Source organism: Bacillus cereus group sp. BfR-BA-01311 (genome assembly GCF_022664295.1).
Classification (GTDB): Bacteria; Bacillota; Bacilli; order Bacillales; family Bacillaceae_G; genus Bacillus_A; species Bacillus_A cereus.
In genome coordinates, this window is the sequence record NZ_JAKUHC010000001.1 from 727,421 (window position 1) to 742,532 (window position 15,112).

Genomic DNA, 15,112 nt, shown 5'->3' on the forward strand with positions numbered 1-15,112 from the left:
AACTAATGAATAGAGGAAGACAATTCCATTAAAATGAATAAATAGTGTATAATGCAGAGTGGCTATAATGAAGAATAAAATATTCTCTTTAAGATAGCATAATGAAACAAGAAGAAATGATAAATGAGGTGCAAAATGGAATATCAATATCCGTTAGATTATGATTGGTCAAATGAGGAAATGGTTACAATGGTGAAGTTTTATGAAGCGATTGAGAAAGCTTATGAAAAAGGAATTATAAGAGAAGAGTTAATGGGTTTATATCGTCGTTTTAAAGAGATTGTTCCATCGAAAGCAGAAGAAAAGAAAATTGATAAAGAATTTCAAGAGGTAAGTGGATACTCTATATATCGTGCTATTCAAAGGGCAAAAGAAGTCGAAGAACAAAAGCTTGTAAAAATGTAAAAAATATTTTGAAAAATAAAAACTGAAGTGATATAATGTGATAACAACTAAAAACGGACAATATAAATTGTCCGTTTTCTACTATCGATTACAAAGTGCATATAAAGGAAGGAGTGATTGCATCGTAGATTCAATCTTAGCAAGGAATTGTTCGTTGGTCATTGCTGAAAACTCCTCTGGTGATATATGAATACCAACTAATAATTCTGCTTTTTTTACAGTAGCTAATCGTTCAATCATCTTTTGTAAGTCTTCGGTTTCAAGTGTTTTATGTAATTTCACACTTGGTTTAGTATGGTCAATGGACCAAACGAAGTCATTTGGAATATTTGTTTTTAAATCATTTAAATGTTCTAAGAAGGCATGAGCCGTCTCAACTTTTTGTGGACACTCATAGATTAAACCAAAGTATATGAAGGCATGAGTACCCCATAAGCCGATTTGGAAATGCGGTAGCATTTTATATCCTCGTTTATTTGTTGAAAAAGCAACCCAAGTATCGTTTGGTGGATTGACTTTGCGGCGTGCGTGTTTTGCAACATGATAAAAAAAGTTCTCATCAGTTTGTTTGGATAAGTATTCTGCAAATTGTTCCCCTAAAGCTTCTAGCTTAGGATGAATGTTCGTTTTAATTGCACTCATTCGTTCTTCGAGACCATCAACTGTAAAGACATCAAAATCAGTTGACTTGAATGTTTGTATTGTCATGATTGTTCCTCCAACTCCTATTTTGCTTTTATTTTAGCATAGCTTGTACTATTCATAAAAAAAACAGCACAAAAAAATTTAAATAAAAAAATATAATTTTGTTGCATAGATGATTTATCCAACATAGTATAGTATAAAACAAAAAATCAGAAAATTTAATTAATTCTAGTCCGAGGGCAGACGAATATTGGGAGGAGGCAAATAATATGAGACAGGTGATTAATGCGTTAAAGAGAACAGATGCTGAAAAGAGAATACCGGTGCTACGTTTGGAGCTAGATTATGAATTAGCAACTTTATATGATGCGATGATGGAAGATGATAACCAGAAAAAAGAAGAGTGTGTACAAAAGTTAGAAGTGTTAAGACTTGAAATGATTCGTTTAGAAGCGTAATAATAGTATATGTATAAAAAATTAGTTGGTGCGAACCTTATAAAGGGTTCGTTTTTTCTGTGAACAGTATAGATCGGAGTGTTTAAACATGCAAGAAGTATGGAAAGACATCGATGCACACGCCAAACGGTGGATTCGGGATGCAGGAGAGCATTTAATGGCATCAATGAAAAAAGCACTTATTATAGAAACAAAATCAAATGCAGCTGACTTAGTTACAAATATGGACCGAGAGATAGAACAGTTTTTAATTGGGAAAATTAAAGAAACATTCCCGAATCATAATATTTTAGGAGAAGAGGGTTATGGAGACGAGATAACGTCTTCTGACGGGGTTGTTTGGTTAATTGATCCAATTGACGGCACGATGAACTTTGTTCATCAAAAAAGAAATTTTGCGATTTCAATTGGGATTTATGAGAACGGTATCGGAAAGATTGGACTTATATATGATCCAGTGCATGATGAACTATATCATGCAGTCAAGGGATCTGGAGCTTTTTGTAATGATATATCAATTCCTCCATTGGAAAAAGGAACTGTAGAGCAAGGTATTGTAGCTTTAAATGCGATATGGCTTACAGATAATCCATTGCTTAATATGGAAAGTATGATGGCACTTGTTAAGAAAGCAAGGGGCACAAGGTCATATGGCTGTGCAGCATTAGAGATGGTATACGTTGCAACAGGAAGAATAGATGCATATGTAACGCCGAGATTATCACCATGGGATTTTGGCGGAGGGCAGATAATTGTAGAAGAAGTTGGAGGTAAGGTGACGACATTCTCTGGAGCGCCACTTTCTATCATAGAGAAGAGCAGTGTGTTAGTTGCAAAACCAGGAGTGTATGAAGAAGTGTTATCGTTTATATGAGAGCAACAAAAAAAGTAAGAGGCTGTGTATAAGCTTCTTACTTTTTAGCGTTATTGTGATTTGCGCATTTTTCTTTTTGTTACAAAACCGTATCCAACTGTAACAAATGTGCCGATAATGCAAATAATAATACCGATTGGACTATTTTCAGCAATCATAATGCCGATACCGATTAAGAAAATAACACCGATAATTGCAGTTAATAAAAAGCGATATTGAATGTGTTCCATTTCTTCACCCTCCAATCTCATTTTACTTTCACAAAAGTAAGAATACAACTATATTTTCATTCTTGCTTTTATTTTAATTGCTATTGTATCCCCTTCGCTCTTATAATAGAGAAGGATTAAAAAGACATTAGGAGTTGGACATGTTGAAAAAACGACAAGATTTACGTAATATAGCAATTATTGCCCACGTTGACCATGGTAAAACAACACTTGTTGACCAGTTATTACGTCAAGCGGGGACTTTCCGTGCGAACGAACACGTTGAAGAACGCGCAATGGATTCAAATGATCTAGAAAGAGAACGCGGTATTACAATTTTAGCGAAAAATACAGCGATTCACTATGAAGATAAAAGAATTAACATTTTAGATACACCTGGTCACGCTGACTTCGGTGGAGAAGTAGAACGTATCATGAAAATGGTTGATGGTGTTTTACTTGTTGTTGATGCATATGAAGGTTGTATGCCACAAACACGATTTGTTTTAAAGAAAGCTCTTGAGCAAAACTTAACTCCAATCGTAGTTGTAAACAAAATTGACCGTGACTTCGCTCGTCCAGATGAAGTAGTTGATGAAGTAATCGACTTATTCATTGAGCTTGGTGCAAACGAAGATCAATTAGAGTTCCCAGTTGTATTTGCATCAGCAATGAACGGAACAGCAAGCTTAGATTCAAATCCAGCAAATCAAGAAGAGAATATGAAATCATTATTCGATACAATTATCGAACATATTCCAGCACCAATTGATAACAGCGAAGAGCCACTTCAATTCCAAGTAGCACTTCTTGATTACAACGACTACGTTGGACGTATTGGAGTTGGTCGCGTATTCCGCGGTACAATGAAGGTTGGACAACAAGTTGCTTTAATGAAAGTAGACGGAAGCGTGAAGCAATTCCGCGTAACGAAATTATTCGGTTACATGGGATTAAAACGTCAAGAAATTGAAGAAGCAAAAGCAGGGGACTTAGTAGCCGTTTCTGGTATGGAAGACATTAACGTAGGTGAAACAGTATGTCCAGTTGAACATCAAGATGCGTTACCATTATTACGTATTGATGAGCCAACACTACAAATGACGTTCCTTGTAAATAACAGCCCATTTGCAGGTCGTGAAGGTAAATACATTACATCTCGTAAAATTGAAGAGCGTCTTCGTTCACAATTAGAAACAGATGTAAGTTTACGTGTAGATAATACAGATTCTCCTGATGCGTGGATCGTATCTGGACGTGGGGAACTACATTTATCTATCTTAATTGAAAACATGCGTCGTGAAGGTTATGAATTACAAGTATCTAAGCCAGAAGTAATCATTAAAGAAGTTGATGGCGTAAGATGTGAGCCTGTAGAGCGCGTACAAATCGATGTACCTGAAGAATACACTGGTTCTATTATGGAATCTATGGGTGCACGTAAAGGTGAAATGTTAGATATGGTGAATAACGGAAACGGTCAAGTTCGTCTTACTTTCATGGTTCCAGCACGTGGTTTAATTGGTTACACAACAGAATTCTTAACATTAACTCGTGGTTACGGTATTTTAAACCATACATTCGATTGCTACCAACCAGTACACGCTGGACAAGTTGGTGGACGTCGCCAAGGTGTTCTAGTTTCACTTGAAACAGGAAAAGCATCACAATACGGTATTATGCAAGTTGAAGACCGTGGTGTAATCTTCGTTGAACCAGGTACAGAAGTATATGCTGGTATGATTGTCGGAGAACACACTCGTGAGAACGACTTAACAGTTAACGTTGTGAAAATGAAACAACAAACTAACATTCGTTCTGCGACGAAAGATCAAACTTCAACAATGAAGAAACCACGCCTAATGACTTTAGAAGAATCATTAGAGTACTTAAACGATGACGAGTTCTGTGAAGTAACTCCAGAATCAATTCGTCTACGTAAAAAGATTCTTGATAAGAGTGAGCGCGAAAGAGCTGCTAAGAAAAAGAAATCTGTTGAAGCGTAAAAATAAAAAAAACAACGCCCTTTATAAAGGGCGTTGTTTTTTTATTTTGTTTATTTTTTAGAATATTTACTCTTTTTTTGTGGACAGTATTTTTTTTGCGAGTTACTCTTGTATTAAGTGTATAAAGAAAATTGCATTTTACTGCTAGGGGGGGAAGAGTGTGTTAGAAAGGATGTCTTTTTTTGCAAAATTGTGTAAGGTAGATGAAAATCCAGAGTTAGGAATGTGGTTACTTTATGGGACGATTATTATATTAAGTGCTCTCGTTTATAATTTAGGGTTTGCTAGAAAGTTGTCTGTACTAAAAAATATTGTGATATACATATCATTAGCAATTGGATGCACAGTATTAACCTTTTTTGCTGTGTTTTTACCTGTTGGAGAAGGACTTGTTGTAGCGGCAATTGTACTTGGAATTTATAGACTGCGTTTGCGTCAAGCGAAACAACAAAAAGCAGGATAAGAAAGGGGAGTTTTCATGCGTTCAGTACAAGATGCACTATATAATTGGTTAACAATTAAAACAGTTGCGGAAGCACGTCCAGATGATAGTGCTGCAAAAGAAACATATTTGTTATTTCAAAATATGGTATATGAAGAACATAAATTAAGAAATGTGGAAGTCGAAAAGAACGAGGAAATGTATTTAATTACATATGAAATAAATGGAGAACGGAAATCTGCAAGGTTTCCGTTAGAAGCCATTGATTGTTTTTTGGATCAGATGAATCGTGAACCAGAAAAATATAAATAAGTCCTTATCTATATGAGTAAGGACTTATTTACATTTTACCAATCATCTTCGATTTTTTTATCACGATATAATCGGAAATTACCACTTGCATGACGTTCCATTGTACGCTCTGCAATTCGTTCTGAACATTCCATGCACATATATGTATGAATAGGGCGATTACGCAGTTTTTTTGCCATAGGATTTTCATCATCTAACATATCTTTTTTATCACAAATCATACATTTGACTCTCATTTCGTCACCTCAATACGAATTCTATCAGTATAAGTATATCATGGAAGTATAATGTTTTTGAATAATAGTGGGAAAAAATAATATTTTCGCAATTCAAAAAATAAGTTATGATAAGGATATACCAAGTATATTTGGAGGTGAAAATATGGCGAATGTAGTAGAGCCTACCTTAACAGAGGATTTAGTACAAACGTTGCGTAAAGAGTGTATTGTTATGATAGCAACGACAGATTTCGAAAAACAAGTTCCTAACGTAAGTGCTATTTCTTGGGTGTATGCAGTGAGTGAAACTAGTATTCGATTTGCAGTAGATCAACGTTCACGTATTGTGGAAAATATACGTCATAATACAGGTGTGGTATTGACTATAATGGCGAATGAATCCGTATTTTCTATAAGTGGTGCAGGTGAAATTTTGACAGATAGAATGGAAGGTATTTCTCTAAAATTAACTGTAATAGAAGTAAAGGTGCAAGAAGTGCGTGATGTTATGTTTTATGGAGCGAAACTTGCAATTGAACCAACATATGAAAAAACATATGATCTTCGGGCAGCGAAAAAGCTGGATAACGAAGTGTTAGTAGGGATAAGAGAATTATAAAGATGCTAAATAAGAAATTCGTTTATTCACTTTTGTAGTCGGTTATTGTGATTTAACGTTAATAATTATAATAAAAAGTAATATATTGAATAGAAATGAATAAAGAATAAATAAAAGGTTTAATGACTATGATTTTCGATTCTACCTCGTTTACACGGTACATATAATTATAACAATGGTTCGTCCATATTTTATGGATGAAACCCTTGTTCTACAAATTTAAAAGTGGAGTCAGGGGGTAACAGGTTGGATAAAATTTATGTGTTAGATACGAATGTACTTTTGCAGGATCCTTTATCTATTTTTTCATTTGAAACCAATGAAGTAGTGATTCCAGCAGTTGTATTAGAAGAGGTTGATTCGAAAAAACGTTATATGGATGAAGTAGGAAGAAACGCTCGTTATGTATCTAAGTTAATAGATAAGTTTCGTGAAATAGGAAAGCTGCATGAAAGTATCCCGCTAGAAAACGGCGGAACATTTCGTATTGAATTGAACCATCGTTCATTTGTGCAACTACAAGATATTTTTGTAGAAAAAACAAATGATAATCGAATTTTAGCTGTAGCAAAAAATCTATCTTTAGAAGAACAGGAAAAAGAGGACGGGAAGTCTGTTATTTTAGTAAGTAAAGATGTACTCGTAAGGGTAAAAGCTGATGCAATTGGTTTGAAGGCTGAAGATTATTTAAGTGATCGCGTAATTGAAGTAGAAAATATATATTCTGGTTTTTTAGAAGGATATATATCAAAAGAACAATTGGATTATTTTTATGAGAAAGGTGAATTGCCTCTATCTGAAATTGCGAATCATCCTTTTTACCCAAATCAATTTGTAGTAATGAAAGATGCATTAGGGGGCTCTAGTTCTGCGCTTGGCATTGTGGATCACTTAGGGAAGAAGGTAAAGAAACTTATTTTTCACAATGAACAAGTGTGGGGGATACGACCACGAAACGTGCAGCAAATTATGGGATTAGAATTGTTGCTTCGTGAAGATATTCCGCTTGTAACGTTAACGGGGAAAGCCGGCACAGGAAAAACGTTACTTGCGTTAGCTTCGGGACTTATGCAAACAGAAGACTTAGGGTTATATAAAAAATTACTTGTGGCAAGACCAATTGTTCCAGTCGGAAAAGATATCGGTTATTTACCAGGAGAAAAAGAAGAAAAATTAAGACCATGGATGCAGCCAATTTTTGATAACCTAGAGTATTTATTTAATACGAAAAAGCCAGGAGAGTTAGATGCTATTTTAGCTGGAATGGGTTCGATTGAAGTAGAAGCCCTTACTTATATACGCGGGAGAAGTATTCCAGATCAGTTCATTATCATTGACGAAGCACAAAATTTAACAAAGCATGAAGTGAAGACGATATTAACTAGGGTAGGGGAAAAGAGTAAGATTGTATTGATGGGAGATCCTCAGCAAATTGATCACCCATATTTAGATGAATATAATAATGGCTTAACGTATGTTGTAGAGAAGTTTAAAGAACAGCGTATTAGTGGTCATGTGAAGTTTGTTAAAGGGGAGCGATCTAATTTAGCTCAACTAGCAGCAGATTTATTGTAAAAAAGGAGTGAGCTTAAGCTCACTCCTTTTCTTTAAATAATTGTAAATTTACGGATGTTACGGATTGGATTTTGTTGATTAGATCCATCGTTGAAATAGAGATGAACAGGCCCGTCTTCTTTTAATGGTTTTCCTTCTTTTGAAAAGCCTAGTATAGCATTTTTGACAGTTTCTAATGGAAGTGTCATTGTATGATCTACCGTTTCAATTTCAACTTGCGTAGCGTCCTCTAAAATTTCAGCGTTAGCAAGGAATGGATGAAATGGTATACCAAATGTTCCAGTAATCAGCTGTTCTTTTTTATATTTCTTCACACTTTGTTGTATTGGAGGAAAAGCGGCACCATCACGGATTTCGCGATCCCAATGTTCTGAAGTGTTTTTTAAATAAGTTTCTAGTTCAGACGTGTTTTCTCTAGTTTCATCAAAGTAAGTTGTCAAATCTACTTTTCGATCATCAAAGATCCAAACAGTTGGATCAATAGTGATTGGAAAACGTACTTTTCCGTTAATAAATAAAATTTCGCTCATTGTTGTTCCCCCATTTGTGTTATACTCCCACTTTTCAGTATAATAGTATTAGACACTGTTGTCACAAAAAATGTTTCTATTGCAATTTATTAAAACTATCGCTAATATTAATAGATAGGATAGAGGAGAGTAGGACGGAAACGGAGGGAATCAATTTGGCGTCTGAGACAGTAGCAAATCATCAGGAAAAGGCACTAGCCCTTCTACAAGCGGATGCAGAGAAGATTTTAAGACTTATTAAGGTGCAAATGGACCATCTTACAATGCCGCAATGTCCATTATATGAAGAAGTGTTAGACACACAAATGTTTGGACTATCCCGCGAGGTCGATTTTGCAGTTCGCCTTGGTCTTATTGCAGAAGAACAAGGGAAAGCAATGTTAGGTGAGCTCGAACGTGAGTTATCTGCACTTCATGAAGCATTTACAAACAAACAACAATAACGGGTTCAAATAAGGGGGCTCAAACTAAATTAGTTTGAGCTTTTTATTTGTATAATAAAGCAGGAAGAATGAATGTACATATGGAATACAACAATAATTAAATTGAAACAGAAAGAGGAAATGAAATGAAAAAAGTATGGAAATCAATGGATTATTCATTGTTACTTCCTCTTGTTATCTTATGTGTGCTGGGGGTAATAATGGTATATAGTTCTAGTTCCATTGTTGCGATTTCGCGATTTGATAAACCAGCAAATTTCTTTTTTAAAAGACAATTAATTACTTTAGTTGTTGGGACAATAGTATTAATAATTATTGCTACTATCCCATATAAAGTTTGGAGAAAACGAATTTTTTTGTTGGGGAGTTACGGTGCTAGTGTTGCTTTATTAGCTGCAGCTGCCTTTTTCACTAAGTCAGTAAACGGTGCAAACGGATGGATATTTGGAATACAGCCTGCGGAATTTGTAAAGATAACGGTTATCCTCATATTAGCTCATTTTTTTGCGAAAAGACAAGAAACGAATACACCTGTTTTCAAAGGGTCAGGTCCAGTACTCATTGGTGTAGGTATAATCATGTTTTTAATATTAAAGCAAAATGATTTAGGTACTGATTTGTTAATTGCAGGAACAGTAGGAATTATGTTCCTTTGTTCGGGAGTACAGGTTAACTTATGGATTAAACGAATTGCTTTAACTTCTATAGTATGGATTCCGGCACTATATCTTCTTGGCAATTATGCATTAAATCCATATCAAAAGGCACGTTTTTCTGTTTTCCTTGATCCGTTTAATGATCCTCAAAAGGATGGATTCCAATTGGTGAATTCATTTATTGGAATTGCTTCTGGAGGGCTTAATGGTAGGGGATTAGGAAATAGTGTGCAAAAGTATGGTTATTTACCAGAACCACAAACGGATTTTATTATGGCAATTATATCGGAAGAACTTGGTTTTATAGGCGTAGCAATCATTTTGATTTGTTTATTGCTTATAATTATTCGATCATTTAGAGTCGCACAAAAGTGTACAGATCCATTTGGAAGTTTAATAGCTATCGGAATTGCAAGCTTGTTTGGAGTTCAAACGTTTATTAATGTTGGTGGTATGTCTGGAGTAATACCACTTACCGGAGTACCATTACCGTTTGTCAGTTACGGTGGTAGTTCTTTATTAGCTAATCTACTTGCGATGGGGATACTACTCAATATTGCTAGTCACGTGAAACGACAAGAGAAACAACAGAATGGATTAATGAAAGAAAAAGAACAAAATGGACCACATCTTGTAGTTGTAAAATAAAAACACATTGTGCTTTAGAGCATGATGTGTTTTTATTTTTAAGTAGTTTTAAATGTGATGTATTAATATATCTTTCGGTTAAACAATATATCACATTTAGTTTAATGTGATATACAATTAAGTTGTTAGAAAAGGAAGAGGTATGCTATACTATTTTTGTGAAACAAATTGCACAGAAAACTTATCATTTGTTAAAAAATAAGGTATGATGGATAAAAATAAAGTGAAGCTTTCTAAGTATAATATAATGTGGAAAGTGAAGAACTTCACGCTTTTTAAGGTGTGTATATATTTTATCTCTAGAGTGGTAGGAAAGTAGAGGGGGAAAATCATGACAAAGCTGCAACGTATTCAAAAAGTATTGGTAGCTAACCGTGGAGAGATTGCAATTCGTGTGTTTCGAGCGTGTTCGGAACTTGGATTAAAAACAGTTGCAATCTATTCTAAAGAGGATAGTGGTTCTTATCATCGCTATAAAGCCGATGAGTCCTATTTAGTTGGGGAAGGAAAAAAACCAATTGATGCTTATCTAGATATTGAAGGCATTATTGAGATTGCAAAAAGTAATCATGTAGATGCAATCCACCCTGGATATGGTTTCTTGTCAGAAAATATTCAATTCGCTAAACGTTGTGAAGAAGAAGGAATTATCTTTATCGGTCCGAAAAGTAAGCATTTAGATATGTTTGGAGATAAAGTGAAAGCAAGAACACAAGCGCAGCTAGCACAAATTCCAGTTATACCTGGTAGTGATGGTCCAGTAAATTCATTAGAAGAAGTCGAAAAATTTGCTGAAAAGTATGATTACCCGATTATTATTAAAGCATCCCTTGGGGGTGGCGGTCGTGGTATGCGTATTGTGCGTACTAGTGAGGAATTAGGAGAATCATATAATCGAGCGAAATCAGAAGCGAAAGCAGCCTTTGGTAATGATGAAGTTTACGTCGAAAAATTCGTTGAAAAACCTAAACATATAGAAGTACAAATTTTAGCAGATGAAGAAGGCAATGTTGTTCATTTATACGAGCGTGACTGTTCTGTACAACGTCGTCATCAAAAAGTTGTAGAAATTGCACCGAGTGTATCACTTTCAGATGATCTGCGTCAGCGTATTTGTGATGCTGCTGTGAAGTTAACGAAAAATGTAAATTATTTAAATGCAGGAACAGTAGAATTCCTTGTAAAAGATGATGAGTTTTACTTTATTGAAGTAAATCCACGTGTTCAAGTAGAACATACGATTACAGAAATGATTACGGGAGTAGATATTGTTCAATCACAAATTTTAATAGCTGATGGACATTCATTACATAGCAAAATGGTAGGTGTTCCGAAGCAAGAGGAAGTAGTTGTACATGGATTTGCAATTCAATCTCGTGTAACAACTGAAGATCCGCTAAATAATTTTATGCCGGATACAGGAAAAATTATGGCATATCGATCAGGCGGTGGTTTTGGTGTACGTCTTGATACAGGAAATAGCTTCCAAGGTGCAGTTATTACACCGTACTACGATTCTTTACTTGTAAAAGTTACAACTTGGGCACTTACTTTTGAGCAAGCTGCTGCAAAAATGGAACGTAACTTAAAAGAATTCCGTATTCGTGGTATTAAAACAAATATTCCATTCCTAGAGAATGTAGTAAAACATAAAAACTTCTTATCAGGAGAATATGATACTTCATTTATCGATGCGTCACCTGAATTGTTCTTGTTCCCGAAACGTAAAGACCGTGGAACGAAAATGTTAAATTACATTGGTACAGTAACAGTAAATGGTTTCCCAGGAGTAGGTAAAAAAGAAAAACCAATATTCCCAGATGCTCGTATTCCATGTTTAAAACATTCAGAGCCAATCCAAAATGGAACGAAACAAATTTTGGACGAGCGTGGAGCGGACGGATTAGTAAAATGGGTACAGGATCAAAAACGTGTACTTTTAACGGATACAACATTCCGTGATGCACACCAGTCATTACTTGCAACTCGTATTCGTACAAAAGATTTACATCAAATTGCGGAGCCAACAGCGAGAATGTTACCGAACCTATTCTCAGCGGAAATGTGGGGCGGTGCAACGTTTGATGTTGCGTATCGTTTCTTAAAAGAAGATCCATGGGAACGATTACTAGATCTTCGTGAAAAAATGCCGAACGTGTTATTCCAAATGTTACTTCGTTCTTCAAACGCAGTTGGATACAAAAACTATCCAGATAATTTAATTCAAAAATTTGTGGAATGTTCTGCTCAAGCAGGCATTGATGTATTCCGTATTTTTGATAGCTTAAACTGGGTGGAAGGCATGAGAGTTGCAATTGACGCTGTACGAGACACTGGTAAAATTGCAGAAGCAACAATGTGCTACACAGGGGATATCCATGATCCACTGCGTAGTAAATATGATTTAAATTACTATAAAAATTTAGCAAAAGAGTTAGAAGCATCAGGAGCTCACATTTTAGGTATTAAAGATATGGCGGGCTTATTAAAACCAAATGCAGCATATGATTTAGTTTCTGCATTAAAAGAGACAGTGTCGATTCCGATTCACCTGCATACGCACGATACGAGTGGAAATGGTATATTAACGTATACGAAGGCAATTGAAGCGGGTGTTGATATCGTCGATGTAGCAGTGAGTTCTATGGCTGGTCAAACGTCACAACCAAGTGCGAACACGCTATACTATGCATTAGGTGGAAACGAAAGACAACCAGATGTTAATGTAGATTCTTTAGAAAAACTATCTCATTATTGGGAAGATGTACGCAAATACTATGGACCGTTTGAAAGTGGTATGAATGCGCCTCATACAGAGGTATATATGCATGAAATGCCGGGTGGGCAGTATAGTAATCTTCAGCAACAAGCGAAGGCGGTTGGTTTAGGAGATCGCTTCGATGAAGTGAAAGTAATGTACCGCCGTGTGAATGACATGTTTGGAGATATTGTAAAAGTAACGCCATCATCAAAAGTTGTTGGTGATATGGCATTATTTATGGTTCAAAACCATCTGACAGAACAAGATGTTTTAGAGCGTGGACATGCTATGGACTTCCCAGGATCTGTTGTTGAAATGTTCTCTGGTGATTTAGGTCAACCGTACGGTGGTTTCCCGAAAGAATTACAAAAGATTATTTTAAAAGGGAAAGAGCCATTAACAGTAAGACCAGGTGAATTACTAGAGCCAGTAGATTTCGAAGCGTTAAAAGAAGAATTATTCCATAAACTTGGACGCGAAGTAACGATTTTTGATGTAGTTGCATATGCTTTATATCCAAAAGTATTTATGGATTATGAAAAAGTTGCTGAGCTTTATGGAAATGTATCTGTACTTGATACACCGACGTTCTTCTATGGTATGAGACTAGGTGAAGAAATTGATGTGGAAATTGAACAGGGTAAAACATTGATGGTTAAACTAGTATCAATTGGAGAACCTCAGCCGGATGGAAATCGTGTCCTTTACTTGGAATTTAACGGTCAACCACGTGAAATTATCGTGAAAGACGAGAGTGTAAAAGCAACAGTTGCACAACGTGTGAAAGGAAACCGTGAGAATCCAAATCATATTAGTGCAACGATGCCAGGAACGGTAATTAAAGTAGTTGTAAAAGAAGGCGATGAAGTGAAAAAAGGCGATTCTATGGCAATTACAGAAGCGATGAAAATGGAAACGACAGTTCAAGCGCCGTTCAATGGTAAAGTGAAGAAAGTATATGTTAACGATGGTGATGCGATTCAAACGGGTGATTTACTTATTGAATTAGATCACTAAAATAAAAAAAGGGCTGTGTAAATACAGCTCTTTTTTTATTGCAAAAAAATCCCTTGCCGAATTGGCAAGGGATTTTAGTTTTATATTATTTTGTTTGTTTAGAAGTTGATTCAGCTTCTTTTGCATTCACTTTACTTCTTGTTCCTAACATAACTAAATAGCATAGTACGGCAAACAAGCAAGAAATAAATAGAGAATGTAACAATGCCATTGCTAAACTAGCGTTTGTAAATACAACTAAAACTCCTACTACAGCTTGAAGTGTAACAAGGATAAATGAAATGATCCATCCCCAATATACGACAGGTTGCTGTTTGTAATGGCGAATAGCGAGAATCATCGCGTATAGTATCCAAGCGAAAATTAACATCGCTGCAACTCTATGGCCCATTTGAACCCATTCATGTAGTTGAGTTGGCATAGGTCTGTTTTTGCTACATAAAGGAAAGTCTGGACAGGCTAAGCTAGCTCGTTCGTGACGTACTAAAGCGCCTGTGTAGACGACGATATAACTGTAAATTGTTACACCATAGATATGGAATTTCATTTTTTTGTCCATAATAAGTGAACGTGCATCAAACTTTTGGTCAATTTCAAAGATAAGACACGTTAATAAAATGACAGAAGCAAATGAAATTAAGGAAATACCAAAATGAATAGCAAGTACAGCTGGCATTTGTCCCCAAACAACTGCTGCTGCTCCCATTAATGCTTGTGCAACTAAAAATACGAAGGATAAAATTGCTAACGTTTTTGTTTCACGCACATGTTTATAATATTTCCAGGACAAAATACAAAGGAGAGTGACAAGAATTCCAGCTGATCCTGATGTTAATCGGTGGCTAAGTTCAATAATAGTTTCCATTGATAAATTAGATGGAACAAATTCACCGTTACAAAGTGGCCATGATTTACCACAACCTTGACCAGAACCTGTTTTTGTAACTAAAGCGCCTCCTAATAAAACTATTAATAAATCAAGGCTTGTAATGACTGCTAACCATTTAATAAAGCGTTGCAATCTCTTTCACCATCTTTCTGCTATGAAGTTATTGCGAAATATTTTCATTCCATTATGTATAGAATAAAACGCGCTAGTTCCTATGATATATAAAAAATAATAAAATAGCAAAGAAATGGAGGAGGAAGGAAATGGGGAGAAAATAGGTGTAAAAACAGGGTTCCTAAGGAAAATTTTAGGTGGAAAATAGGCTATTTTGAAAAGAAATGGGGAGAATACGTGTTAAATAGGACAAAATAGTTTATTATAGAAGGTAACATCATGTTATGATAA

At 35.4% G+C, this 15,112-nt stretch carries 16 protein-coding genes; 11 read left to right on the top strand and 5 right to left on the bottom strand.

The window, feature by feature from the left end:
* The first annotated feature begins 135 nt into the window (after nucleotides 1–135).
* A complete protein-coding gene (locus tag MR136_RS03965; protein ID WP_000456562.1) occupies nucleotides 136–405 on the top strand; it encodes a UPF0223 family protein in 270 nt (89 codons plus the stop codon).
* Nucleotides 406–486: 81 nt separating this feature from the next.
* Here the strand turns inward: MR136_RS03965 and MR136_RS03970 are convergent, their stop codons facing one another.
* Entirely contained in the window at nucleotides 487–1,113 is a 627-nt protein-coding gene (locus MR136_RS03970) for a YktB family protein (protein ID WP_000155317.1), read from the bottom strand.
* Between the two features lie 206 nt (nucleotides 1,114–1,319).
* On the opposite strand from MR136_RS03970, the gene MR136_RS03975 reads away from it, so the two are divergent.
* Together MR136_RS03975 and MR136_RS03980 are read left to right on the top strand one after the other, a co-directional pair.
* Nucleotides 1,320–1,508: a hypothetical protein gene (locus MR136_RS03975; RefSeq protein ID WP_001250165.1), complete on the top strand. Its 189-nt coding sequence runs from the start codon at nucleotides 1,320–1,322 to the stop codon at nucleotides 1,506–1,508.
* A gap of 88 nt (nucleotides 1,509–1,596) precedes the next feature.
* A complete protein-coding gene (locus tag MR136_RS03980; RefSeq protein ID WP_001158701.1) occupies nucleotides 1,597–2,382 on the top strand; it encodes an inositol monophosphatase family protein in 786 nt (261 codons plus the stop codon).
* 50 nt (nucleotides 2,383–2,432) lie between these two features.
* Here the strand turns inward: MR136_RS03980 and MR136_RS03985 are convergent, their stop codons facing one another.
* On the bottom strand, nucleotides 2,433–2,612 hold the full coding sequence (locus MR136_RS03985) for a DUF5325 family protein (protein WP_000400127.1): 180 nt from the start codon (nucleotides 2,610–2,612) through the stop codon (nucleotides 2,433–2,435).
* Nucleotides 2,613–2,752: 140 nt separating this feature from the next.
* On the opposite strand from MR136_RS03985, the gene typA reads away from it, so the two are divergent.
* The 3 genes from typA to MR136_RS04000 all read left to right on the top strand — a co-directional run bounded on the left by typA (nucleotide 2,753) and on the right by MR136_RS04000 (nucleotide 5,351).
* Nucleotides 2,753–4,597, top strand: a complete 1,845-nt coding sequence (typA, locus tag MR136_RS03990; protein WP_000914762.1) for a translational GTPase TypA — start codon at nucleotides 2,753–2,755, stop codon at nucleotides 4,595–4,597.
* A 160-nt stretch (nucleotides 4,598–4,757) separates the two neighbouring features.
* Entirely contained in the window at nucleotides 4,758–5,060 is a 303-nt protein-coding gene (locus MR136_RS03995) for a YlaH-like family protein (protein ID WP_000893662.1), read from the top strand.
* A gap of 15 nt (nucleotides 5,061–5,075) precedes the next feature.
* Complete coding sequence (locus MR136_RS04000; protein ID WP_001258151.1) at nucleotides 5,076–5,351, top strand: hypothetical protein; 276 nt, start codon at nucleotides 5,076–5,078, stop codon at nucleotides 5,349–5,351.
* A 35-nt stretch (nucleotides 5,352–5,386) separates the two neighbouring features.
* On the opposite strand, the gene MR136_RS04005 is transcribed toward MR136_RS04000, so the two are convergent.
* The gene (locus MR136_RS04005) at nucleotides 5,387–5,587 is read right to left on the bottom strand and encodes a YlaI family protein (protein ID WP_002082250.1); all 201 of its coding nucleotides are present in this window, start codon (nucleotides 5,585–5,587) and stop codon (nucleotides 5,387–5,389) included.
* A 145-nt stretch (nucleotides 5,588–5,732) separates the two neighbouring features.
* Between MR136_RS04005 and MR136_RS04010 the strand changes: the two genes are divergently transcribed.
* Both MR136_RS04010 and MR136_RS04015 read left to right on the top strand, forming a co-directional pair.
* Nucleotides 5,733–6,188: a pyridoxamine 5'-phosphate oxidase family protein gene (locus MR136_RS04010; RefSeq protein ID WP_000024593.1), complete on the top strand. Its 456-nt coding sequence runs from the start codon at nucleotides 5,733–5,735 to the stop codon at nucleotides 6,186–6,188.
* Nucleotides 6,189–6,434: 246 nt separating this feature from the next.
* Complete coding sequence (locus MR136_RS04015; protein ID WP_000358083.1) at nucleotides 6,435–7,763, top strand: PhoH family protein; 1,329 nt, start codon at nucleotides 6,435–6,437, stop codon at nucleotides 7,761–7,763.
* A 32-nt stretch (nucleotides 7,764–7,795) separates the two neighbouring features.
* On the opposite strand, the gene MR136_RS04020 is transcribed toward MR136_RS04015, so the two are convergent.
* On the bottom strand, nucleotides 7,796–8,293 hold the full coding sequence (locus MR136_RS04020) for a molybdopterin-binding protein (protein WP_001289809.1): 498 nt from the start codon (nucleotides 8,291–8,293) through the stop codon (nucleotides 7,796–7,798).
* A gap of 155 nt (nucleotides 8,294–8,448) precedes the next feature.
* Between MR136_RS04020 and MR136_RS04025 the strand changes: the two genes are divergently transcribed.
* From MR136_RS04025 to pyc, 3 genes are all read left to right on the top strand, one after another.
* Nucleotides 8,449–8,736, top strand: a complete 288-nt coding sequence (locus MR136_RS04025; RefSeq protein ID WP_000135694.1) for an Fpa/YlaN family protein — start codon at nucleotides 8,449–8,451, stop codon at nucleotides 8,734–8,736.
* 125 nt (nucleotides 8,737–8,861) lie between these two features.
* Nucleotides 8,862–10,040: an FtsW/RodA/SpoVE family cell cycle protein gene (locus MR136_RS04030; protein ID WP_000758402.1), complete on the top strand. Its 1,179-nt coding sequence runs from the start codon at nucleotides 8,862–8,864 to the stop codon at nucleotides 10,038–10,040.
* Nucleotides 10,041–10,371: 331 nt separating this feature from the next.
* Nucleotides 10,372–13,818 (top strand): pyruvate carboxylase, encoded by a 3,447-nt coding sequence (gene pyc / locus MR136_RS04035; protein WP_000164090.1) that lies wholly within the window; start codon nucleotides 10,372–10,374, stop codon nucleotides 13,816–13,818.
* Nucleotides 13,819–13,903: 85 nt separating this feature from the next.
* Here the strand turns inward: pyc and ctaA are convergent, their stop codons facing one another.
* Nucleotides 13,904–14,839 (bottom strand): heme A synthase, encoded by a 936-nt coding sequence (gene ctaA / locus MR136_RS04040; RefSeq protein WP_001188744.1) that lies wholly within the window; start codon nucleotides 14,837–14,839, stop codon nucleotides 13,904–13,906.
* Nucleotides 14,840–15,112: the final 273 nt, after the last annotated feature.

What these genes read in the sequence shown, in the direction of transcription:
- MR136_RS03980 (WP_001158701.1), top strand. Translation starts at nt 1,597, where the DNA reads ATGCAAGAAGTATGGAAAGACATCGATGCACACGCCAAACGGTGGATT.
- MR136_RS04000 (WP_001258151.1), top strand. Translation starts at nt 5,076, where the DNA reads ATGCGTTCAGTACAAGATGCACTATATAATTGGTTAACAATTAAAACA.
- MR136_RS03970 (WP_000155317.1), bottom strand. Translation starts at nt 1,113, where the DNA reads ATGACAATACAAACATTCAAGTCAACTGATTTTGATGTCTTTACAGTT.
- pyc (WP_000164090.1), top strand. Translation starts at nt 10,372, where the DNA reads ATGACAAAGCTGCAACGTATTCAAAAAGTATTGGTAGCTAACCGTGGA.
- MR136_RS04005 (WP_002082250.1), bottom strand. Translation starts at nt 5,587, where the DNA reads ATGAGAGTCAAATGTATGATTTGTGATAAAAAAGATATGTTAGATGAT.
- MR136_RS03965 (WP_000456562.1), top strand. Translation starts at nt 136, where the DNA reads ATGGAATATCAATATCCGTTAGATTATGATTGGTCAAATGAGGAAATG.
- MR136_RS03985 (WP_000400127.1), bottom strand. Translation starts at nt 2,612, where the DNA reads ATGGAACACATTCAATATCGCTTTTTATTAACTGCAATTATCGGTGTT.
- typA (WP_000914762.1), top strand. Translation starts at nt 2,753, where the DNA reads ATGTTGAAAAAACGACAAGATTTACGTAATATAGCAATTATTGCCCAC.
- MR136_RS03975 (WP_001250165.1), top strand. Translation starts at nt 1,320, where the DNA reads ATGAGACAGGTGATTAATGCGTTAAAGAGAACAGATGCTGAAAAGAGA.
- MR136_RS04020 (WP_001289809.1), bottom strand. Translation starts at nt 8,293, where the DNA reads ATGAGCGAAATTTTATTTATTAACGGAAAAGTACGTTTTCCAATCACT.
- MR136_RS04030 (WP_000758402.1), top strand. Translation starts at nt 8,862, where the DNA reads ATGAAAAAAGTATGGAAATCAATGGATTATTCATTGTTACTTCCTCTT.
- MR136_RS04010 (WP_000024593.1), top strand. Translation starts at nt 5,733, where the DNA reads ATGGCGAATGTAGTAGAGCCTACCTTAACAGAGGATTTAGTACAAACG.